Origin of the sequence: Methanobacterium subterraneum, assembly GCF_002813695.1 — an archaeon.
GTDB classification, from domain to species: domain Archaea; phylum Methanobacteriota; class Methanobacteria; order Methanobacteriales; family Methanobacteriaceae; genus Methanobacterium; species Methanobacterium subterraneum.
Map to the genome: position 1 here is coordinate 1,877,772 of NZ_CP017768.1, position 23,828 is coordinate 1,901,599.

At 40.9% G+C, this 23,828-nt stretch carries 19 protein-coding genes; 11 read left to right on the forward strand and 8 right to left on the reverse strand.

What is annotated here, in order from left to right; genetic code table 11:
• The first annotated feature begins 107 nt into the window (after window positions 1-107).
• From BK009_RS09190 to BK009_RS09205, 5 genes are all read left to right on the forward strand, one after another.
• Window positions 108-548 carry a MarR family winged helix-turn-helix transcriptional regulator gene (locus BK009_RS09190; protein WP_100909440.1) on the forward strand — a complete coding sequence of 147 codons (441 nt, stop codon included), beginning with the start codon at window positions 108-110 and terminating at the stop codon, window positions 546-548.
• Between the two features lie 126 nt (window positions 549-674).
• A complete protein-coding gene (locus BK009_RS12820) occupies window positions 675-800 on the forward strand; it encodes a hypothetical protein (RefSeq protein WP_255553807.1) in 126 nt (41 codons plus the stop codon).
• Window positions 801-864: 64 nt separating this feature from the next.
• The gene (locus BK009_RS09195) at window positions 865-2,205 is read left to right on the forward strand and encodes a radical SAM/SPASM domain-containing protein (RefSeq protein WP_100909441.1); all 1,341 of its coding nucleotides are present in this window, start codon (window positions 865-867) and stop codon (window positions 2,203-2,205) included.
• Entirely contained in the window at window positions 2,198-3,121 is a 924-nt protein-coding gene (locus tag BK009_RS09200; protein WP_100905313.1) for an ABC transporter ATP-binding protein, read from the forward strand. The genes BK009_RS09195 and BK009_RS09200 overlap by 8 nt, the downstream gene beginning before the upstream one ends.
• Window positions 3,118-3,840 (forward strand): hypothetical protein, encoded by a 723-nt coding sequence (locus BK009_RS09205; RefSeq protein WP_100905312.1) that lies wholly within the window; start codon window positions 3,118-3,120, stop codon window positions 3,838-3,840. Before BK009_RS09200 ends, BK009_RS09205 begins: the two co-directional genes overlap by 4 nt.
• A gap of 13 nt (window positions 3,841-3,853) precedes the next feature.
• On the opposite strand, the gene BK009_RS09210 is transcribed toward BK009_RS09205, so the two are convergent.
• From BK009_RS09210 to BK009_RS09220, 3 genes are all read right to left on the reverse strand, one after another.
• Window positions 3,854-5,035 (reverse strand): ABC transporter permease, encoded by a 1,182-nt coding sequence (locus BK009_RS09210; protein WP_232728084.1) that lies wholly within the window; start codon window positions 5,033-5,035, stop codon window positions 3,854-3,856.
• Window positions 5,036-5,156: 121 nt separating this feature from the next.
• Entirely contained in the window at window positions 5,157-6,074 is a 918-nt protein-coding gene (locus BK009_RS09215) for an ABC transporter ATP-binding protein (RefSeq protein ID WP_394340071.1), read from the reverse strand.
• A 115-nt stretch (window positions 6,075-6,189) separates the two neighbouring features.
• Window positions 6,190-6,771 carry a cadmium resistance transporter gene (locus BK009_RS09220; RefSeq protein WP_100909442.1) on the reverse strand — a complete coding sequence of 194 codons (582 nt, stop codon included), beginning with the start codon at window positions 6,769-6,771 and terminating at the stop codon, window positions 6,190-6,192.
• 260 nt (window positions 6,772-7,031) lie between these two features.
• Between BK009_RS09220 and BK009_RS09225 the strand changes: the two genes are divergently transcribed.
• Together BK009_RS09225 and BK009_RS09230 are read left to right on the forward strand one after the other, a co-directional pair.
• Window positions 7,032-8,246, forward strand: coding sequence for a molybdopterin molybdotransferase MoeA (locus tag BK009_RS09225; RefSeq protein WP_100909443.1), 1,215 nt, complete (start codon window positions 7,032-7,034; stop codon window positions 8,244-8,246).
• A gap of 39 nt (window positions 8,247-8,285) precedes the next feature.
• Window positions 8,286-9,446 carry a site-2 protease family protein gene (locus tag BK009_RS09230; RefSeq protein WP_100909444.1) on the forward strand — a complete coding sequence of 387 codons (1,161 nt, stop codon included), beginning with the start codon at window positions 8,286-8,288 and terminating at the stop codon, window positions 9,444-9,446.
• 125 nt (window positions 9,447-9,571) lie between these two features.
• Here the strand turns inward: BK009_RS09230 and BK009_RS09235 are convergent, their stop codons facing one another.
• The gene (locus BK009_RS09235) at window positions 9,572-9,760 is read right to left on the reverse strand and encodes a hypothetical protein (protein ID WP_100905307.1); all 189 of its coding nucleotides are present in this window, start codon (window positions 9,758-9,760) and stop codon (window positions 9,572-9,574) included.
• Window positions 9,761-9,950: 190 nt separating this feature from the next.
• Here BK009_RS09235 and BK009_RS09240 point away from each other — a divergent pair, with 190 nt between their 5' ends.
• On the forward strand, window positions 9,951-11,303 hold the full coding sequence (locus BK009_RS09240; protein ID WP_100909445.1) for an NAD(P)/FAD-dependent oxidoreductase: 1,353 nt from the start codon (window positions 9,951-9,953) through the stop codon (window positions 11,301-11,303).
• 178 nt (window positions 11,304-11,481) lie between these two features.
• Here the strand turns inward: BK009_RS09240 and BK009_RS09245 are convergent, their stop codons facing one another.
• Window positions 11,482-11,898: a ferritin-like domain-containing protein gene (locus tag BK009_RS09245; RefSeq protein WP_100905305.1), complete on the reverse strand. Its 417-nt coding sequence runs from the start codon at window positions 11,896-11,898 to the stop codon at window positions 11,482-11,484.
• 100 nt (window positions 11,899-11,998) lie between these two features.
• Window positions 11,999-13,222 carry an FprA family A-type flavoprotein gene (locus tag BK009_RS09250; protein ID WP_100909446.1) on the reverse strand — a complete coding sequence of 408 codons (1,224 nt, stop codon included), beginning with the start codon at window positions 13,220-13,222 and terminating at the stop codon, window positions 11,999-12,001.
• 331 nt (window positions 13,223-13,553) lie between these two features.
• Here BK009_RS09250 and BK009_RS09255 point away from each other — a divergent pair, with 331 nt between their 5' ends.
• Window positions 13,554-14,324, forward strand: coding sequence for a V4R domain-containing protein (locus BK009_RS09255; protein WP_100905303.1), 771 nt, complete (start codon window positions 13,554-13,556; stop codon window positions 14,322-14,324).
• A 177-nt stretch (window positions 14,325-14,501) separates the two neighbouring features.
• Here the strand turns inward: BK009_RS09255 and BK009_RS09260 are convergent, their stop codons facing one another.
• Both BK009_RS09260 and cobI read right to left on the reverse strand, forming a co-directional pair.
• On the reverse strand, window positions 14,502-15,476 hold the full coding sequence (locus BK009_RS09260; protein ID WP_100909447.1) for an alpha/beta fold hydrolase: 975 nt from the start codon (window positions 15,474-15,476) through the stop codon (window positions 14,502-14,504).
• Between the two features lie 131 nt (window positions 15,477-15,607).
• Window positions 15,608-16,321 carry a precorrin-2 C(20)-methyltransferase gene (gene cobI, locus BK009_RS09265; protein ID WP_100905302.1) on the reverse strand — a complete coding sequence of 238 codons (714 nt, stop codon included), beginning with the start codon at window positions 16,319-16,321 and terminating at the stop codon, window positions 15,608-15,610.
• A 363-nt stretch (window positions 16,322-16,684) separates the two neighbouring features.
• Between cobI and BK009_RS09270 the strand changes: the two genes are divergently transcribed.
• Both BK009_RS09270 and BK009_RS09275 read left to right on the forward strand, forming a co-directional pair.
• Window positions 16,685-18,433: a helicase C-terminal domain-containing protein gene (locus tag BK009_RS09270; RefSeq protein WP_100909448.1), complete on the forward strand. Its 1,749-nt coding sequence runs from the start codon at window positions 16,685-16,687 to the stop codon at window positions 18,431-18,433.
• Between the two features lie 121 nt (window positions 18,434-18,554).
• Entirely contained in the window at window positions 18,555-23,810 is a 5,256-nt protein-coding gene (locus BK009_RS09275) for a DUF3320 domain-containing protein (protein WP_100909744.1), read from the forward strand.
• Window positions 23,811-23,828: the final 18 nt, after the last annotated feature.

Sequence of the window (23,828 nt, forward strand, 5' to 3'; positions counted from 1 at the left end):
GCATGAGGTAACAACTGACCAATATACAAGTACGATTTTATTACAATAGAATATTATTAATATGAGTTTTTAAAATAAATTCCACAGTATAGTGGAGGAGTGGAAATATGGATGATGCAAAATTGATTGAACTTATTGATGCAATTTTTCTGTTTCATTATCCACATTTAGTGAAAAAACTTTTTGATAATCCAATTATAACAACCGAAATACCATTTTCTCATTGTCAAACATTAATACTTTTAAGAAAATTTGAGATTTTATCTATTTCTGAAATAAGGAATGCAATGAATATAAAAAAACAAAATATGACCTATATAATTAATCAATTGGAAAAAAAAGGCTTAATTCAGAGATTACCCGATATAAAAGATCGTAGATTAGTTAAAATAAAAATTACAAATGAAGGTGAAGAGTATATCAATCGATGGCAAATAGAAGCAATCAATAATATTAAAAAAAATTTATCAACATTGTGTAAAGAAGATTTAGAACTACTATTACAATCCATTAAAACAATAAAACTCGTTCTCCTTAAATTATCTTAAGATATTTTCTTTTAAATTATACCCTAATTAGTCCAAAAATTCAATAATAAAATTTTAATACTAAAGAAATATTTATTAATAAATTATTAAATATCCATTAGCACCGGAATAAAGGAGGTGAATTCCATGAATCCTGCGACATTAGGTGGAACTCCAGTATGTGGTGGCTGTTTAGCTTGTATAGGGTGCGCTACTACACCTTTGTTAGCCTTTATAGGAGCTCTTTCAGCACTTGCCAAAAGCCAATATTAATAAGTTGAAATAAGGGTGCCCAGGGAACAAAATCCCTGGGTGATTTTTATAAGGTGGTGGTTAATTGTCTAACAAAATATTTCCCGCGTTAAAAAAAGGTTATAATTTACATAAAGGTCCCAAATATGGTTATGTTTATCCATTTTCTTTAGGAAGTAATGATACTGGCCATGTTGTAAATAAAGATGCTGCTAGAATTCTAGATAAATGCGATGGTAAAACAAGTTTAGAAGACATCACCCGAAGACTTGCTATTCAAAATCAAGAAGATTATAATACTTTATTAAAGATTATAAAAACTTATCTGGAAAAATCTAAAACATTTATTGAAATATTTGATAAGAAAATGGACTTAAATTCTCAAAGTACTGGAAATTGGGATTTTCAAACTCCAACTCATGCATCTATAGAACTCACATATAAATGTAATTTTTCGTGCAGGCATTGTTATATTAACAGCAGTCCCCAAAATGATGATTTTTGGAACAAAAATAAATTATTTGAAATATTATGTGATTTAAAAAAAATTGGAATTCTAATAGTCGAATTAACAGGAGGTGAACCTTTAGTTCATCCCGATTTTCCGCAGATTATTGAGCGTTGTTTGCAACTATTTCCTGTAATTGGGGTTGATACTAATGGTTATTTGCTTAAAAAACCTCTTCTAAAACTTATGAACAAATATAACAATAGAGTTTTTTTCCAAGTGGATATGCACGGTGATAATCCCAAATACGTTGATTGGTTTTGTAACCATGAAGGAGCATTTGAAAATGCTAAAAATGCAATAAAGATGTTAAGTAAAGAAAATTTTATAGTTCGAGCCGCAATGACACTAACACCAATGAACATTGACCAGATCTTTTCCACAATATCATTAGTAAAAAATCTAGGCGCTACAAATATGATACTATCGACAGTAGTTCCAACAGGCCGAGGTGTCTCTTCAGAACTTATTTTTTCCCCTGCAGATATGAAAGAGGTAATGAAGCAAGTGGAAAAGGCAAAAAAAAGATTTGGAGACTTTTTATTTGAAGATCCTGAATACATACCAATTACAGAAAAAATGAAAAATAATAATCTCAACTGTGGAGCTGCAAGTAGATCTATATCTTTTACTCCCCATGGAGAAATAAAAATGTGCCCAATGTCTAATCCAAATGAGTTTTCTTTAGGAAATGTTTATAATGAAAATCTTCATACCATATTATCAAAAAATATATCTTCATTACTGATTGAATTAAAGGATCCTAGATTAGAAATATGTGGTGAATGTGACCATTTATGGTATTGTCAAGGCTGTATAGCTCGCGGGATGCAGAAATATCATGAAAATAAGGAATGCGTTTGGGGAAGAACCCCTCAATTATTATCAATTTTAGAGGAGGTTAAGAAATTTGGCTGAAGTATTAATTGATCTTAAAGAAATTCATCGCTTTTACGGAGATTTTGAAGCACTGAAAGGGATTTCTTTAAAAGTAGAAAAAGGGCAAATATTTGGATTTTTAGGACCTAATGGCTCAGGAAAGACTACTACCATAAAATTAATACTGGGACTAATCAAACCATCATTTGGAACCGTTAGAGTAAGTGGAGGAGATCCTTACCCTAATAACCACCGGAATGTGCGGAAAAATATAGGTTCCATGTTGGAGCTTGATGGTTTATATGAAAAACTAACTGGGTTAGAGAATGTTATTTTTTGGGCTGAATTATTTGGCATAAATGGATTAAAGGCCGTTAAACGGGCTAAAAAGGTTATTAAATTAGTCGAAATGTCAGAATGGGACAATATCCTAGTTTCCAAATATTCCTTTGGAATGCGTAAGCGATTGGCTCTTGCCAGAGCGCTGATTTCTGATCCAGATATAATCATACTAGATGAACCCACAGTAGGTGTTGACCCTGAAACGAGATACATCATCCGGAAAATGATGAAAAACTTAGCATCTCAAGGAAAAACCGTTTTTTTCTCTTCACATGATCTCGAAGAAATACAGAAAACCTGTACACATGTTGCGATTATAAAAAAAGGAAAAATAATTTCTAATGGTGCTTTAAATGATGTTTTAGCTCAATTTGGAAAGCCTAAACTATTCATTCGCTTTGAATCAGATTTTGACACAGATTCTCTTGGCAAAAAATTGGAAAAAATGGGCTACCAAATTCACGTAGAAGGACCATTAATTTCCTTGTATCCGAAAAATGATTTAAATATTGATGATTTCTCTAAATATGGAATTATAGATAGTTGGAAAGTTGAATCTTCACTTGAAGAGGTTTATCTCAATTTGGTTACGGATAAAAAGGCGAAAACATGAATAATCCAATTACTGCAGTTGTGTCAAAAGAGGTTAAAGAGGTATGGTTACGTAAAGATTATCTATTAACGCTCCTTTTAAACACGGTTATTTTTTTAGGAGTGGGTTATATTTTTATCACCCAACCAACCCAAAATGAAACCATAAAAAAATTATTTATGGAACTAACTTTCGTGATCATCCCACCATTTGCCATGTGGATACTTAGCTTTCCGTTTATTCAAGAAAAATTTGGGGATGAAAAACTTCTACGAAGATTTGAATCTTTATTAACCACCCCAATTTCTCTTCCAAAATTATGGGGTGGTAAGATAATTTCCGTATTCTTTTTAAGTTATCCCATAATCATCCTCGTTGTTATGGTATTTTCATTTATTTGGTATTTTTTAGCTGGTTTAAACCCACTTGTTATTTTATCAATTCCAGTCTGGATAATGGCATTGATAATAACCCCGATGATCCCTATGATCTATGCCGCATTTTCATCATGGTCCATTTTAAGATTTAGTCACCCTCGATTAATGGAAGCCCTGAATTTCTTTGCAATTGGCCTTAGTGTGTTGGTATTCCTATCTTCTGGGAAAATTGTGGAATCTATTGCAAGTGGACATATTGTAAACTGGTTAATCATAATTTACAGCATCATAGGGATTTTTTTGGCCGCATCTCTAGTTCTATTACTAATATACAAATTAGATAAAGAAAATGTGACATTATAAAGATTCCCCAAAATTATCTTTTTTTAATACGAAGTAGTTGAAGTGTAAGTTTTAAGGGCCCAGGCCTTGGCCCGAACATTACATCATCCCTACCAAATAACCAGGCCGCAACTGTGAAGAATAATATGCTCAAAATAACCACACCACTTATGGATATGAGAATTTCGGGTATGGTGATGGTTTCACCGGCAAATAACCGCATGGCTGTGGTCATAGGGGAAATGTTGGCTGAATAACTTTTCCGGGAGATATATGCCAGAGCAGGGACTATCAGAAATCCTACCACCACTATATATGCGAAGGTGATTCCGATTCCTGCTTCTTTGTAGTTCTTAGCGTAGGCGGCAATGATGGAAGTCAGGCCCACAATGGGCACCGCGGTGAGCACCACCAATAGGTAAACCAGTATCGCATTTTGTATGGTAAACCCTGCAGCAATAAGCACTACCATCCACATAAGCACTTGTAATGCCGATATAATCACCACAGCCAAGCCCTTACCCAGGAGTATCTCCCAGGGGCGGATGGGCATGGCCACCAGAATTTCCCCGGTTTTGCGTTCCTTTTCACCCACCACACTATCAATGAGTATATTGCCAAACAGGAAGAGGGGTAGGAACAGGAGTACCACCAGCATCACCTTCCTGATAATCTGCATGGGAAGTGATTCCCCGGTTTTTTCTTCCTTTAATCCAGTTTGAGATGTGTTTTGAGGATTCGCATCCCTTAGGTAGGATTGGGTTAAAGCTGTGGAAACTGATTTGGTGGTGGTGTTGATCTCATCCTTGATCACACTCCGCCGGGGATCAGCATAATCCAGATAGAGTACGGTGTCCACAATTTCCCCCTTCTGTATTCGTTCAATCGAATCAGGTGAAACTGTGTAAAAACCGTTGGTTTCACCAGTTCCAATTCGACCGAGGGAACTGTTGCCATTAGTGGGGTGTATTTTTATTATCTCCGGGTTTATGCCCTTTTTAAACAATCCTCCCGGGTCATCCACGTCCAGGGTGGCAAAGTCAACCAGAGAAGGAGTTATGGAGAGCCCCTCTTCTGATTCTATGTTGGCGGCAAATGAGTTGAACATGAAGATCATCATGGCCAGGACTGATAACTGCATGAAGAAGATTAAAATGAATTTCTTACTCTTGAGGGTGTTTTTAAGCTCCCATCGAGTGATTACGCCGAAATTCATGTTGAGTCTCATATTATTCCCTTTCTCATATAGACATATCCCCTATTGAGGAATACTCCGTATAATCCATATTTATTATAGTAATCATCGAATTCGGGGTTATTTAGGCATCTGGATAAATTCACTGGGTGGTCTGAATGAAAACATCTTCCAGAGTGGGTTCCTTGGTGTTCACCGAAATAGCCTCTGCACCGAAAAGATCGATTATGTGTGAAATATCCTCCCGGGAACGCAGGGATATCAGGAACTGGTTACCCTCAAGATTCACACTCTCAACTGAATTAACAGCCATTAACTGGCCATCATCAATCTTTTGAGGATCATGAACCCTGACTTGGAGTATTATATCTCCGTGTATCTTTTCCTTCAAATATTCAGGGGTGCCCATGTCGTGGATCTTCCCCTGATTCAGGATGGCCACCCGGTCACATAAGAGATCAGCCTCATCCATGTAGTGGGTGCAGAGAATAACTGTTTTATCTCCTTTAAGCTCCTTGATGAAGTTGCGTATGGCTCTGGAAGTGGTAGGGTCCAGTCCCATGGTTGGTTCGTCAAATATGATAACCTCCGGGTCATGGATCAACGCCCGGGCAATTCCAATTCTCTGGCGTAGACCCTTGGAGAAGGTGTTAATACGGTCATCTGCACGGTGGCTCATTCCCACCAGTTCCAGGAGCTCATCTATCCTCCCATCAATACTGTTTTTTGGAACTCCGTAGAGTTCTCCAAAGTATTTTAGAAGATCTCGTGCCTTGAACCGTTCGTAAAGATTGGGTTCCTCTGGTAAGTATCCAATCATGGATTTGATTTTGATCTGATCGTGGTGGATGCTGTATCCCCCCACAGTCACTTCTCCAGAGTTTGGTTGTAGTATGCAACAGATGATCCTGATGGCAGTGGTTTTACCTGCACCGTTGGGCCCAATGAGCCCCAGTAGTTCTCCTTTTTTTATCTCCAGATTGAGATTTTCCAGTGCCCTGATGCGTCCAAAAGACTTGTTTAAAGAGTCTATTTTAATCATTACATTGTCTGAGTTCAAGTCCACATCTCCACGCGGGATTTTAAAATAATAATTCCTTATTATTTACTTGTATTCCATCTTCTTTATTTATTTAACCAAAACCCAAGATTTGGCCTCTTTTACTAGGATAATTTTAAACCCATCCCTTCAAAATAATCACCAACCCAATGATTATCATCACAAATGGAAGAATTTGATGACCATAATCTTTAATTTTACCCCCTAACACTTGGTTGTTTACCAGTTTAAACCCGAATAAGCACCATGCACCTACCATGATCAAAAAGATGCTGGCAGTTAAAAAAAGACCCATTGAATTCATGCTAGCAAAAAGGGGCATGTAAACTCCTAAATTATCCCCACCATTGGCAATGGTAACCAAAGCCACCACCAATATCCTCTGACCATCCTTATAATAACCGAATTCTCCTTTTTCCCCATCTGATGTCCCTGAATTAAGGTTTATTAGACCTCTGACCCCAATCATGATGGGAATAACACCCAGAAGGCTAATCCATTGAGATGGAACGATGAACTGTAGAAAATAAGTCAGAGAACTGAGAATTAAAAGGATAATGAATCCCAGATACTGACCTAACAATACATCTTTCGCCTTGAATTCCGGATTTGCAAAGAAAGCAGCCAGAAGAAAGAGATCATCCAGGTTGGTGGATATAAAAGCAGATACAGCAGTTATTATTATTGCAGTTTCCATTTAAATCCTTAGACCTTTAGGGGATAATATTTTTAAGAACTATGGAATGGTAAACCCTTTGAATTGAATCGATCATTTAACATTCAACATATATAAAGAAGTATATATCAATCTTTAAATACATCTAATGTTCCTTAACTAACTTGGAAAAACTTCCATACTTCAAGGATCACTATAAAAAGCAACTAAAAAAATAACGATTACTAAAAAAATTTTATCATAAACTCTATTCACCATAATAAATAACCCGGATGATGAAAATGTTTCTATCCCAGTTTACAACCCCGGATGATGCTAAGAAGATCATCACTGATTCCCTTAAAACCAGTGCAGTGGAAGAAATTCCATTAGAAAAAGCTTACCAAAGAGTTATAGCCCAAGAAGTAATCAGTACTTTAAATTCACCCCCATTCGACCGTTCTGCCATGGACGGGTATGCCATACTAGCTGAAGATAGTTTCAGTCACTCGGAAACCAATCCATTCCATTTAAAAGTTGTAGATCGTATTGGGGCCGGTGAAAAGTCAAATTTAAAACTGAAATCTGGCGAAGCAATTAAAATTGCCACTGGAGCCCCAATCCCAGCTGGTGCCAATGCAGTGGTCATGGAAGAATACACCCATGAAGAAGATGACACCCTAGAGGTGTTAACCTCAGTGGTGCCGGGTGAGAATGTTTCACCCGCAGGAGAAGACTTTAATAAGGGGGACCTTGTTCTAAAGAAGGGAAAACTCCTGGGACCGGCAGAACTGGCCATCATAGCCTCAGCAGGCTTCAGCAAGGTGAAAATATTTAAAAAGCCCAAAATAGCCGTTCTTATCACCGGTAGTGAACTGGTGATGCCTAAAAATATCCTTGAAGGGGCAGAAGTTATAAATTCCAACCATTTCACCATTAAATCCATGGTGGAAAGTTGTCTGGCCATTCCAAAAATGTTACACTCCATTGACAGCGCAGAACTGGTGGAAGAAATCTTTGAAAAACTTTTAGACGAGTATGATGCATTGATAACCACGGGTGGTACTGCCATCAGCAAAGGAGATGTGGTGGTGGATGTGGCTGAAAAACTGGGAGACGTCCCCATCCATGGGGTGTCTTTAAGGCCAGGAAAACCATTTGGTTTTGCACAAATCCATGGTAAACCTGTTTTTATGTTGTCTGGTTTTCCAGTGGCAGCCATGGTTCAGTTCGATGTTTTCGTAAGGCAAGCTCTCTTTAAAATGCAGGGTCTAACTTTTAAACCGCTTTTAGTGCAAAAAAAGGCAACAAGAAAGATACCCTCCACACTGGGTAGAACTGATTATATACGGGCCAAAATAGAAGGACAAATGGTTCGTCCTCTTAAGATCAAAGGTTCGGGTATCATAAAATCAATGGTGGAATCTGATTCTTACATTATAATCCCGGAAAACCTGGAAGGAATTGAAAAAGGGGCTGAATGTGAAGTTCTTCCTTATCATTCTCTAAAAGCTTAAAGCATGGGAGTAACTTAGTAATTATAAAGGTGATCTGGTTTGGAAGTTTTATTGTACTACGCTATTTTCTTTGTTTCCATATACATACTAGCTATTGTATTTAGAGATAAATTGAAAGTAGATGTTTATGGACCCCTTCTCATGAGAAGAACTAAAAAAATGAGGGGATGGATAGATTACATTGCTAATCTAAGTCCCAAATTCTGGCGATGGAGCATGAACATTGGTATTCCCATCGCGGTCTTCGGTATGGCTTTCATGGTATATACTATAATAATATCCCTGGAAGTCATGTTTCAGAAACCCACTACTGCTCTGCTTTTACCCGGAGTGGATATACCTGGATCTCCCATATTCGTCCCTATTTTCGCCGGAATCATAGCATTGATCCTGTTGATGGTGGTCCACGAATTTGGGCACGGAATCCTAGCCCGGGCCCAGGGAGTGGGAATCAAATCAATTGGTGTTATTTTATTGGCCATACTACCCGGGGCATTCGTGGAACTAGAGGAAGAAGATGTTGAAAAAGCCAAAAGAGCAGTAAAACTCCGAATATATGCTGCAGGATCCATGTTCAACCTGGGATTGGCCGCAATTGCATGGGTGGTGGTAATTGTACTTACATCATCATTTATACCCTATGCATTCCAGTCTGACGGACTGAAAATCATCAGCGTGACCCCCAACGGCCCTTCTGAAGGAATCCTTCAGGAAGGCATGGTTGTATCCAGTATTAACGGGTATCCGGTTAATAATCGAACTTCTTACACTGAATTAATCGTGAATAAAACAAAACCCGGGGATCAAATGACCTATGTCACTGATAAGGGCACATATACAATCACGGCAACTGGTCAACCTTCCAATCAATCAATAGCTTATCCAGGGACGCGCAGCGAAACGCATCTCGTGGTTAAACCAGATGTGGCCCAAACCTATGGTGAAATAATTCCCTGGTTCCTGTATGACCTAGCTGATGTCTGTTACTGGATTTACGCCTTGAACCTAATGGTGGGACTGTTTAACCTTCTGCCCATGAAGCCCCTTGATGGAGGGTATATATTTGAGGAACTGCTCCGATACAAAGTACCGGAAAACATTACTGGAAGAATAGTTTCCAGTGTTTCTTGGGTCATGATCGCGATCGTGGCACTCTTAATTATCTATGGAACTGTTCCAGGCATATTGCAGATGTTTTAACCCAATTTATCATTTTTTTGATAATATAATATTTTTTTTTATTGCCGAATAAAAGCCTAACTATATAGTTATCCAATTTAAAATTAGCCTGAAGAATTCATGCCAAAATGGCTATTAAAAAAACTTTATCGTCTGCTTCGGCAGTTTAAACAGATATCAGAATCTTTATGTTCATCATCACGATTGGTGGTGAAAAACATCCCACATTTTTTACACTGCACCTTCCGGAGACGTGAGGGTGGGCGGGCCACTGCGGGGTCCTTACACTGGCATTTAACCCCTACCTTTATTTTGCTCTTCCTTTTATCAGACATAATACCTCACTTAATCTAAATTCTCTTGTATCCGGAGCCCATGACAAAAAACATTTCCTTTAAATTGAAATTTCATTCCAGATCTAATCAAAAACTGATATCCAAACAAACATTATTCATGGATAAATTATAAATTTATTACTGTAAATTTTTTAGTGTAAAATTTAGTGTAGAAAGGTGAACAAGTTAAATGAAAATCGTCATCATTGGGGGAGGGGCCGGTGGACTGTCCACTGCCTCCAACATAAGAAAACTCGATAAAGAAGCTAAAATAACCGTTATTACACGGGATGAGAACATAGCCTACTCTCCCTGTGCCATTCCCTACGTTCTCTCTGGTCAGGTGGACCAGTTCCAGGACATCATCATGCATCAACCTGAAGATTACTTGGAAAGGGATATCAAGATCATAACCCGTGCAGAGGTATTTGAAGTTTCCAATACTGAAAATACCTTGAAATACAGATTATTAGAATCTGATTCTGACTCTTCCCAGGAGTTAGACTATGATTATCTGGTTATAGCTACTGGTGGGGCACCATTTACTCCACCCATAGAAGGAACCGGTTTAGAGGGAGTTTTCAAGATCAGGACCATTGGTGACGGTGAAACCATTAAGAAATGGGCCAAGAGAAGTCAGAAAGTGGTGGTGGTTGGAGCCGGGCTCATTGGATTAGAAATGGCCTATGGTCTTAAAAAAATGGGTTTAGATGTGACTGTGAATGAAATGTTACCCCAAATCGTTCCCAGATCCCTGGACCCCAGCATGGCTCGTATTGTTCAGAAGTATCTGGAATCCCTTGGAATAAAGGTGATCCTGGGAAGGGCCATGGAAAAGATCACCGGCCAAACACAGGTTGAAGGGGTTGTCTACGAAGATGAAGTTCTCTCTGCCAATATGATCATCATGGCCACAGGTGTTCGACCTGAAACCAAACTGGCTAAAATGGCCGGCTGTGAACTTGGAAGGTGGGCAGTTAAGGTCAATGAACAAATGCAAACCTCAGTTCCCAACATATATGCAGTTGGGGATTGTGTGGAAGTAACCGATGCAATCACTGGCCAACCCACCCAGTCACCCCTTGGTTCTACTGCAGTGCGACAGGCTAAGATTGCCGCCAGAAATATTGTGGGCAAGACTTCAAATTTTAAACCAGTTTTAAATGCCATGGTATCTAAGATTGGTGAGCTTGAATTCGGTTCAGTGGGATTAACCGAATCCACAGCAGTTCACAATGGATTGGAAGTTATATGTGGTAAAAGCCGGGCTTTAACCAAGGCACGTTACTATCCGGGGGCTAAACGGATAGACGTTCTGATGGTGTGTGATCTCAAAGGCCGAATTGTCGGTTGTCAGATAATTGCCAAAGAAAGGGTAGCCGAACGTGTTGACACCATGGCACTGGCCATTGCCAAGAATGTTACCTGTCAGGAGTTGGCCAGCACGGAATTTTCCTATGCACCACCAGTTTCCATGGTAATTGACCCCATAATCCTGGCTGCAGAAAATGCCTGTGAAAAATTAAAGAATTCCCAGCACTAAAAACATTTCCCTGACCTGAATTTTTTTTTAAATTGTAAATGGATGACATGAAACAGGACAACATAGCTAAAAAAAGTATAGCTAAAAGAGTGAAGAATAGTTTAAAGGGTAAGGAGGATGGGCGGCTCCATCCCCCTTGAGGCGGTAAAATTAAATTGAAAAAAGAGTTTGGAGAGGTTTAGAAGTACCTCTCCAGTAGTCCTTTTAACATTCGGGCGTGGCGGGCCTCATCCCGGGAGCTTTCATCGAAGAAATCATGGGCCGGGTCAACATCACATTCCTTAGCCTTTTTAGCTGCTGCTTTTTTCTCCTTGTTGGCCATGGTTTCTCCCTCTAACATCATTTCCAAGTTTTCTTTGAGGGTGGGTTTGATCACAGCATTCATTTCTGCAAAATGGGATGCGTGTTCTGCTTCTTCCCAGGCAATGGTTTTTAAAACTTCCCCTACTTCTGGGAATCCTTCCCTCTGCGCCATTCTAGCCATGGCCAGGTACATTCCCACTTCCTGACATTCCCCACTGAAATTAGCCGCTACCAATTTCTCAAGATCAGTTCCTTTACAAACTCCTATTTCATGTTCGTTTATCAAATCCATTGTTAATTCCTCCATTATAATAGTTTAAGCTTTAAACAACTATTGAATACTAATTTTTTATTTATTTTACGTTAATGCTCATCTTAATAGTTTTAAACCGTTATACGGTTTTTATTTCCCGGGCCAGTTTTTTACCGGCTTCGAAACATTTTTCCAGTTCATCGGCATCTGGAACATAGTAAACTTCGTATTCATTGATTACTTTGAATCCACATTCAGATAGGTCGCGGGCGAGGGTTTCTGGAGCTCCACCACGACCCCCCATGGATCCAAAAGTAAGGGCCAGTCTTTCTCTTCCAGTTCGGTTGAATTTTAATCCGCGGAGGTAGTATATTAGGTCTCCCAAACTGGGGTATGGTTCATCATAGATGGTGGGGGCACCCAGGGCTATGGCCTTACTGTCCAGTATGTCCTTTACTATTTCACTTCGCTCGTCTTCATGGAGGAAGTACATTTTAACATCTACTACTTCACTCATGACACCCTCGGCAACTGCATGGGCCATTTTCTGAGTGGACTGGTGCATGGTGTCGTAGATTATGGTGATCTTATCTGGACATTCCCCAGTGGCCCAGGCACTGTAGGCTCCGATGATTTTCATGGGATCGGTCCATATCTGACCATGGGATGGTGCGATCATCTTGATCTGCTCCAGCAGGCCTAAATCAGTGACTTCCTGGAATTTCTTCAACACCAGTTTGGATAAGGGGGTTATGAGGTTGGCGTAGAATTTCTGTGCTGCGTCCATGAGGATGTTTTCCGGTATTTCATGGTCGTATCTCTGGGGGTAGCAAAGGTGCTGTCCAAAGGCATCGTTTGGGAATAAGATTCCTTCCTCCATCAGCAGGGTGAACATACTGTCTGGCCAGTGCAGGAGGAATGCATCTAAAAAGGCTAGAGTTTTCCCTCCCAGTTCCAGTGTGTCCCCGGTTCCCACTTCAATAAATTCCGCACCTTCCAGTGCTGGGAAATGTTTTAATAATCCTTTAACTGCTATTTCTGTACAGTAAATTGGTGTTTCTGGGAATTTCCGGTGCAATTCTGTTAAGATTCCACTGTGGTCTTTTTCCACATGGTTCTGGACTATCACGTCAATATTGACATCTTTACCTTCTTTTTCGAATGCATCTTCCACCCGGGCCATGAGCTCCTGGAAATTTCCATGATATGCATTGTCAATTAATGCAACCTTTTCATCTCCGAATACCAGGTAAGCGTTGTAGGTGGTTCCATTCAAGGTGTATCCATGGTATTTTCTTATATCCCAATCCAATACTCCTACCCAGTATACGCCTTCACCAATTTTCTCTGACTCTGCCTTCATAATTTCACTTCCAATTTGAATGAAGAATTTCACTCCACAATTTATTGTATTAACTTATTCTAACAAACTATGCGATTTTAGTTCGTGTGTTCCCGAACGTACCGTAGTATACGAACCAACCTTAATAAATTTTACTGTTCGGGCCAAAACGAACGTACTTATATACCCGAACTATTTATATAGTAAGTGAGTAGATCACAATAACAGAAGAATATCCTTCACTGATTCAGAGCCCTAAAAAAACTGATTATTAATAAGAATTAACAATTAAAAGAATAAACCAATAGCCTAATCTTGTTTAGAGGATCAGAAGTTATAGAGGTACCATTTAATGGTTAAAGCCAACAACCCCATTCGGATCAAAATATTTTCCACTAAATCAGGAGTGAATATTGTTCAAAGCCCAATAAAGGCCCAAATTCTCTCCATCCTTAAAGAAGGAGGCCTGAGTGGATCCCAGATCGTTTCTGCCACCAAAAGATCCAAATCCACCATCTCCGCCCATTTGCAGGACCTGGAAGATGCCGGGATAATTGACTGGGTGATAGACCCTGAAGACCGTCGCCGAAAGATTTACTTTATTAATTCCAGATTCCTGGGAGACCTATCATCACCACAAGAAATAGAAGATGATGTTAATGAATTCCTGGAGGAATACGTTACCCAATCAGATGACCCATTTAAATTCTTCCGTTACATGTTCAGAACCATCCGAGTAGCACTCCTGGATGAAGGAATAAATATCGACCCCATACTTCATAATGCAGGCTTTAAAGTGGGCCAGACATTCTACAATAAATTGAAAGGCCAGGACATTAATGAACTCACCCAAAATCTCATCATATTCTGGGAAACCAACAACTTGGGAAATATTAAAATTCAAAGCATTAAACCCCTGATAATACAATCCTACAACTGTTTTGAATGTGAAGACTTGCCCCAACTGGGGAAACCTGCCTGTGCCTTTGATTCCGGGTTACTGGAAGGCATTTTCTCCAATTATTATGGTCAGGAAGTGGAAGCAGAGGAAACCAAGTGTTATGCACAGGGAGATAACCTCTGCCAGTTCGTGATCAAACCAGTACCAACCGACACGCATTAGATCTCCTTTGCTTTTCGCATTTCTCCAAACCAGCATCAACCGTTAATTTTATTTTACCGACTAACTGATTATGCAAAGAAAAATTGGATGAAATTATAGAATTATTAAAAAATTTAATAGATTCTTATAAAAATTAAATTTGAGGAAACTACTTTTTCCCATTGAAAAAGGAGTCTGTTAAATCAATTCTATGAATTTTTTAATTGCATCTTCTGATTTTTGAATGTCCCTAACACAACCATAATGGCCCCAAATGGAATCATACTGGAAAAGTTGTGAATCTGTTAGTGCTTCATACATAGGCAACACACAGAAATTGAAATCAACGATCTGATCCTGATTTATGGCAATCACCAGAGAAGGAACACTGATTTTAGAAATCTTATCACCCAAATCATGGTCTAAAAGAGCTTTATTTCTCCATACAATGTCATTAGCGTCCCATTGGTGAGCATCTTTCTCCCGTTCTCCCACCCCAACTAAAAATTCATTCCGGGATTGGAAACACTGCTCATAATTTTCAGGGGCAAGACTCCAAAGGAAACCAAGGTGAGATGATTTTTCCATGACCCTAACCGGGTTCTCAGTGTAATGACCATCATCGTATCCCGAATCCTCTGTGATTATCTGATTCATGAGATGGTACATTCCGTACATCCGGTTTGAAATCCGATGGCTGGTCCCATTCAGCACCAGGAAGTCCATAAAATCAGCATACCAAATTCCCCAGTGAAGTGCCTGGAAACCCCCCATGGATGTTCCCATAATTCCTTTAACATGTTTTATTCCCAACCCACTGGTTAAAAACTGATAATGGGCATTCACCATGTCTTTGATGGTGTAACTGGGAAATTCAGTTTTTAAAGGTGAGGTAGATGGACTGGATGATCCTGGTGCTCCCAGAGCAGTGGGGCTGATAACATAATACTGATTGGTGTCTATGGCTTTACCCGGGCCGATGACACTGGATAGGTTTTCCACAGAAGTGTAATCTCCACTCCAACCATGTAGATAGATGAAGGCATTGGTTATGTTACCCTCATTGTCTAGTTTTTTAATTCCCTGTGTGGCGTATTCCAGTTTTAATTCAGGGATTATTTCACCGGATTCGAACTGGAAATCTTTTACCGTGTAATATTCTGGTTCTAACATGAAATCATCCTTAAAATCATTATAAATCCATCATTTTTATTTAATGATGTTTTATCATTCCATTCTTTTCAAGATTAAATTCCGTTCTATTAACATTGAATTATCCTAATTAAATCCTTATTCATGAAAAATTACTTGTTTTCTAACTTTTTGAATTTGATTATGGTGGTGGAAAGGTACTTTCCATTTCGGGCGAAGCCATCGAATATCTCTTCATCTTCCATACCACAATTCTGTACAGACAGGATCTCCTTATCCCGAGGGTCCTGTTTTACTATTTCCTCCAGCATATGGGAGTGACGGGAGGTTTTCATGACCACTGCAGTGTCGGCGTGCTCCAGGATCTCACCCAGTCTCTGGTCCACCTTGGGCACCACCAGAATGATCTCATCCTTCTCCCCCAGGGTGATACCCGCACTGGCTGCACAACCAGTGAATGAATTAATTCCCGGTATCATCTCCACCAGGTAGCCCCGGTCTCCAATTATCCGGGCAACGTAGGAAAATGTGCTGTAAATTGCAGGGTCTCCCAGGGTTATGAATGAAACATTCTGGCCTTCATCTAATTCACTGATAATCAGCTCGGCTGCCCCGGCCCAGTAGCTTTCCAGAGCATTTTTATCCTCTATCATGGGGAATAGTGGTTCGATAACATTATATTCATCACTGCGCCCATCCAGTATTCCTTGAACTATGGACAGTGCCACGCTTGGTTTTTTAGGGGATGATTTAGGTGAGCAAATCACTGGGACACTTTCTAGCGTTTTTACTGCCTTAACTGTGAGTAATTCAGGGTCTCCAGGACCCACACCGATACCAATGAGTTTTCCTTTATTCATATTCATGATTACACCGAATTAGAGTAACTTTAGTAAAGCTAGTCATCTATTTTATAATCCTAATTAATGGTATTTATTTAGATTATTATCAAAGAGATTTAGATATTTTTAATTATCTCATTTCCATAATTAAAATAATAATATTAATAAATGAATCTAAAAAGTTATTATAATTATCTGGTTTATAACCACCATCAAAAAAAGGTATTATCCCCATCACATTTAGATCAAAGCCTTTTAAAGGTTTTATCCAGATTAAATTTAAATAAACTCTTTAAAAGTTTATATGAGAAACTGTTTTTAAAAGAATACTACTCATACGCTGGGAAACTTTATGTATTTATACCATTACCCAAAATATAATTCTCTATGGATATCGGCTTTTTCTGTGACAAGTGCGGAATGATAAAAGACCGCTGCATATGTTCCTCTGGAGACAATAGAGATAATATTCGAGTTGAAACACCTAAAATTTCAACATCAAGACTCAACGCTATCAAAAAACAGTACCCCCACATTGATGATGATATAATTGAAAAATTCCCCTTTGCTTCACCCCGTGAAGGTCAGCTGGAGATAATATCCGAAATAAGGGATGCTATAGACGAGGGTTACTCTAACATAATCCTGGAAGCAGGGACTGGAACTGGTAAGTCCGTGGTGGCCACCACTCTGGCCCGCTTGTACCATCCGGCCTACATACTAACCATGACAAAGCAGTTGCAGTCCCAGTACGCTGCAGAATTCGGTTACCCCATGGTAAAGGGCCGTGGGAACTTCCTGTGTCAGAATGAGAATCTGGAGTTCAGCTGTGACCAGGGAACCTGTCAGACCATTCCCAGCACCCAGAAATTTGCCTGTGATTATGGTATCAGCAAATCCCCATTTGGTGGGGAGATGCACGCCTTTCAGGACGCCTTCGGATCACCCCTTTATTTCCGTTCCAACCAGAGATGCAGTTACTGGGATCAAAAAGCCCATGCAGCAGAAAGCTCCATAACATTAATGAACTATGATTACGCACTCCTGGAACTGAATTACGTGAAACACTTCGGGAAACGGGATTTAATGGTTCTTGATGAGGCACATAACATTGAAAACAAGCTCATGCAACGCTTGGAGGTTAACCTCTACAACAGGAGGTTGCAACGTGAGATTAAAAAGACCATACCACCAAGCATGATGCAGCACAATGAGCCCGATGAATGGATATTATTTGTGGAATCACTCTACGAGGACTATCAGGATATAAACCTGAAACAGATCCCCAAAAACCAGGCTGACCGGGTTAACCGGATGAAAATGAACCTGAGTGAGCTTACAAGGAACCTGGAGAACAATCCAGATAACTGGGTGGTGGACACCAGCCCAGGGGGAGTTTCCTTTAAACCATTACGGGTGGACACCTACGCCAATGACCGGCTCCTTAACCACGCCGATATTAGGCTGTTCATGAGTGCCACCATACTGGATCAGGATCTGTTCTGTCAGTGGCTGGGCATTGACCCCGAAGAAACCTATCACCTGGAAATAAAGAGTATTTTCCCACCATCCTCCCGTCCAGTTCACCTGAAACTGGTGGGGAACATGTCCCACCGTCTAATTAAACGCACCGCCCCCAAAACCATTCCAGTGCTGGAGAAGATCATTGAACACCATAAATATGAAAGGGGCTTGATTCACACCCATAACTACAAATGTCAGCAGTACATCATCAAACATCTTCAAAATCCCCGTTTAATGGGCCATAACTCCAAAAACAGGGAGCATGTTCTGAACCGATTTGAACACAGTGCTGATCCCAGGGTACTGGTTAGTCCCTCCATGAGTGAAGGAGTGGACTTACCCTACGAGAAGTGCCAGTTCCAGGTCATCTATAAGATACCTTTCCCATATCTGGGAGATCCCCAGATTAACCAGCGGAAACAGCAGGACCCCTCCTGGTATGCTTATAAAACTATTATGACTCTCCTCCAGGCCTATGGTCGTGGCATGCGTGCTGAGGATGATTACTGTGAGACTTACATATTGGATGGGAACTTCCGCATGTTACTCCGGAACAAGCTCTACCGGGAACTGGTGCCAGGCTTCTTCAAAGATGCCATTCAGAGAGAATAACTAAAATGTTCATAGAATGGTAGGATAGTTTTAATATAGAGTTTAAATAAACCATTACCTAGTATATTAATAATTATTGTTAGTTCCCGGGCCAATCCAAGTAATGAGAGGTATAATGAAAATGTCCGAACTTTCCAAGGTGGACATATACAGTCAGATCGATGTTCTAAGGCAGAGCTTGCTGGACCTTACCATGCGTAACCAGCTTTTAAACTTCCGACCCCGTAGCATGACTGTGGAGGTTAAAGAAGGAGAACTGGCCGAGATATACGACCGATTAGTTCTGAAAAAAAGCAAAAGGAAACTTTTACAGTTCATTCCTAGGGGAGAATCAGAAGGAACTTCACAGTCCACTGATTCTCGTTACAAAACTACTTATTTTAATAAAGATGAGGCTGAAGAAAGCCCCACCCTAACTGTAAGAGACCAACCAAATGGTAGAGAATCATCAAGTACGGTTGATAAAGGGATTAAAATTGGGGATGGAAAATCATTATCATCTTCTACTGTTTCTGATGAATTGATAGGTAATGGATCTCTAGAAGTGGATGTTCAAGATGATATATCAGATGCAGGTACTGAGATTTCCAATGATTTTCCAGATGCCAATGGAACCCTTGAAGGTTTGGGCCCTGAAGAATCATTACTATGGGAATCACCTTCATTAGACCAGGAAACCCTGGAGAAGAATAAAGAAATATTTCTGTCCACAGATTTAACTCCATCTGAACTTCAGCGACGTTTGTTCTATATTAACCAGCGTGCCAGGTCAATGATGGAAGAACAGGGATACAACATCCTGTACCTGGCTATGGGATTCCTTAAATGGCAGGAAAACAATGGAACACCAGGAGACCGTGAAGCACCATTGATACTCATACCAGTGGAACTGGAACGCAGACGGGTGAAGGGTTCATTTAAGCTCCGCTGGACTGGTGAGGATATAATCTCCAACATCTCCCTCCAGGCTAAACTACTGGATTATGGGGTGGAGTTACCTGATTTTGAAATGCCCCGCACCCCGGAAGGTGTTGATGAATATCTGGATCAGGTATCTGAATCCATTTCCCATGAAAAAAATTGGGCTGTGCGAGAAAAGGTTTACCTCGGATTTTTCAGTTTCACCAAATTCGTTATGTACAAGGACCTTGACCCGGATAGCTGGCCTGAAGACATGCCCCTAGAAGAAAATCCCCTAATAAAGACCATATTTGATCCCACAGAAGAAGAATTAGGTCCCGGATTCCAAGAAAACCAGGTGGACGTGAAACTTTCATCTGAAGATGTTTACCATGTGATGGATGCGGATTCGTCACAGATCGCAGTTATTGAGGATGTAAAGCATGGCCGTGACCTGGTAGTGGAGGGACCCCCGGGAACTGGTAAATCCCAGACCATAGTGAACCTCATAGCCGAACTCCTTGCACGGGGCAACACTGTACTCTTTGTAAGTGAGAAGATGGCAGCACTGGAAGTGGTTAAAGGCCGTTTAGACAGTGTTGGTCTGGGAGAATTCTGTTTAGAGCTGCACAGTAAGAAATCCCAAAAAAAAGATGTTCTGGAGAAACTGGAAAGCGTTCTCCGCAACCCAAAACCAGTAGATCTGTCACTGGATGATGATCTAAGCACCATTGAAGAGTTAAAGTCAGATATCAACGAATATGTTACTTTACTACATTCCCCCTACGCTGAAATTAAATGGACGCCCTACCAGCTTTTCGGTGTTAAAGAGAAATCATTGCATCACTTTGAGAAAAACAAGACTAAAATGCCTCGTTTCTCCATGGATAACAGTGAAAGTTGCACTTTAAGACAGTGGCAGAGGACCATCAATAAGTTCAAGGAACTGGGGGAACTGTACAAACTGGTGAAACCAGTAGCAGACAATCCCTGGAAATCCACCCGACCAGACCCCATACTTCCTGCAGAAGAAGAGGAAATTGAAGCCCTCCTCGGGAAAACCATTGAAACACTGAATGATCTCAATCTAAAGGCTGAAACTCTTTCCAAAATATCCGGAGTGAAGATCCCTGCAACACTGGAGGAAATGGAACACCTCATAGCCGCGGTGGAGATAATCTCCTCCTTCCCCTCACTGGAAAGGGAACTCATCCTTAACACCAAATGGGATTATGACAAACTGCAAGTCTACAATCTGATTAAAAGCCTGGAAGAATTCAAATCCAAGGCTAAAGGTCTGAGGAGATTTAAAAAAGAGGTGCTGGATGAGGATATTTCTTCATTACTACTATCTTTCCAGGAACAAAAACCCAAACTACTGAAGTTCCTCAGTGGAGATTTTAAAAATGCCAAAAAACGTATTGGTAAACTTTACCAGGGAAAACCCCCTGAAAGTGATGAAATAATACTCCAGGATCTGGAGGAACTTATCCGATGCCAGGAACTACGGTTGAAGATAAGAAATCAGGATGAGCTGGCCCGATCTCTCTTTGGATCTCACTGGAAGGCTGAGGAAAGTGAAGCTGAAAACCTTCAGGAAATATCGGAATGGATACTCAAATTCAGGAAAGCTCTGGATGAGGGCCGTATCACGGAGAAAATTCTTATAATCCTTGATTCTGTAGAACAGTATGAGATTAAACAGATCACCCAGGAAATGCACCAGGAATATGACCTGATCCTCCAGCAAATTAGCCAGCTGGACAGTTTCCTTCACTTTGATCAGGATTCTGCTTTAGGGGTGTCTCTGACCCGGAGTCCCCTTGATTTTTTAATCTCCCAGATTTCACTCTTGAAGGTGGGACTTTCCGCTCTGCAGAACTGGTCCCGTTTCAGCTCATCCCGGATGGAATGCTTGGAAACAGTGGGCAAAAATCTGGTGGAACTGGTGGATAGGGATGAAATTGAGGCAACAGATATCATACCTTGCCTGGAAGGGAACTTCGCAGATTCACTTCTGCGCAGTCTCTTCTTAGAGCAGCCTTCTCTTTCCCGTTTCGTGGGCGATGTTCATGAGAAGAAGATCTCTGAATTCAGGGAACTGGATCGTAGAATCATCACCCTAAACCGTTTCCGCATAGCCCAAGAATTGCACCAGAACCGTCCCTCCCTTTCCAGCACCGCATCACCTCGCTCAGAGCTGGGAGTGCTTAAAAGTGAGTTTTCACGTAAACGGGGACACATGCCCATCAGGAAACTGTTGTCAATTTGTGGAGGGATAATACAGACTATTAAACCCTGTTTTATGATGAGTCCCCTTTCCATTGCCCAGTACCTGGACCCTTACAGTGTAAAGAATCTGCGCTTTGATTACGTTATCTTTGATGAAGCCAGTCAGGTGAAACCAGAAGATGCCCTGGGTGCGCTTTTAAGGGCCCGATGTGCGGTTATTATGGGTGACACCAGACAGTTACCACCCACCAGCTTTTTCGATATCCTGATTGATGTGGAAAGTGATGATTATGACCTGGCAGTCTTAGCAGATATGGAGAGCATTCTTCATCTCTGCAAACGCAGCTTCCCCTCGAAGATGTTACGCTGGCACTACCGCAGCCGGCATGAATCACTGATCGCAGTCAGTAATCAGGAATTTTATGACAACCACCTCCTTATTTATCCTTCACCAAGCCAGGACTCTGAGGAGCTGGGATTGAAACTGGTACACCTTCCGGAAACTGTTTATGACAGGGGTAAAACTGCCACTAACCGGGAAGAGGCCAAGGCAGTTATCAAAGCTGTGTTCGATCATTATAAGCAGTACGGTGATGAGAAGAGTCTTGGTGTGGGTACCTTCAACGTGCGTCAGCAGCAAGCCATCCTGGAGGAACTGGAACTGCAACTCAAACTCAACCCTAGCATGGAGAAGTACTTTAAATCAAACCAAGAGGAGCATTTCTTCGTGAAAAACCTGGAAACAATCCAGGGAGATGAAAGGGACGTTATAATGGTTAGTGTGGGTTACGGGTTTGATTCTGAAGGCAATTTGAGCCATAACTTCGGACCAGTGAACCAAGATGGAGGAGAAAGACGTTTGAACGTTCTCCTGACACGTGCCCGTGAGAAATGTCTGATATTCTCCAACTTCCGAGGCCGTGATTTGCAATTAAGTTCAAATGCACCCTTTGGTCTTCGCGCCCTTAAGGAATTCCTGGAATACGCTGAGAAGAAAACACTGCGTCAACAAGATAGGGTACAGACCACTGCTGATGATGCCTTTGAAGAAGCTATCTATGAATTTTTAACTGAACACAGATATGAAATTCACCGTAGGGTGGGTTGTGCTGGTTTCAGAGTGGACCTAGCCGTGGTCGACCCTGGATACCCTGGGCGTTACCTTCTGGGCATTGCCTGTGACGGGCCAATGTATCAGACCAGCAGGGTAGCCCGGGATCGGGACCGGCTCCGCCAACAAATTCTGAAGGGATTGGGATGGCAGTTCTATAGTTTATGGTCCACAGACTGGTACCGGAATCGTGCCGAAGTACAGAAACGGCTGCTGGCAGTAATAGAAGAACTTCTGAATGAAGAACGTCCAGACAAAGTTATTCCTCCCGTGGAAGAGGGAGAGATTGTTTCCCCTGTAGAAGAGGGAGAAAAAGAACTTAGCTCTAATGTAGAAGAAATTGCCGATGATAAACATTATGATATTCCCCCTGTAGAAAACACTATTCACGATGAAGAACGTGAAACCAGTTCCCCAATGGAAGAAACTGATGATATGACTCAATTGATAGAAGAAGCTGATGATATCTCTAAACTGATTGGAAAACCTGCAGAAATAAGTTCCACAGCCGAAGGATTAGAAGATATCCCTCAGGAAATCGTGGAATTTCCACCAGAAAATTCTGAAGTTAAAAAAGAAGCTAAGGATGAATTATCCGATTACATGGTTTGTGAAGATACTGGTGTTCCTGTTTCCGGAGAATTCCACAGCCAACCAGTGGGAGACATTGCCCGGGCAGCAATGAAAGTAGTGGAGATGGAAGGACCCATCCATTACGACGAGGTTGTAAAACGTATAAGGGCCTACTGGGGACTCAGTCGAGCAGGGCGACGTGTTCAGGAAGTTATGAAAGAAGCCATAAGCCTGGGAGTGATGGATGGTCAGATAATTCAGAAAGGTGACTTTTTATACTTCAAAGATGCCCCAGTAGTTGTTCGAAGGAGAACTGGTAATCCCCCTGCCAAGATGGATCTCATTAGTCCCGAAGAAATTGCAGCTGCAGTGAGGATCATCCTGGAGTCACAGTACGCTACCCAGGCGGATGAATTGGTCCGGGAAGTTTCGCGGCTCTTTGGTGCCAAAGTTACCCGTGGTCCTGCTATAAGTAGAATAAAAGAAGTTATATATGACTTGATCCAGAAGGGTGAAATTGAAGAACGGCCGGATGGAATGGTTGATTTTGTCAGGAGTTAATGGAAAATTCCAGTAAGG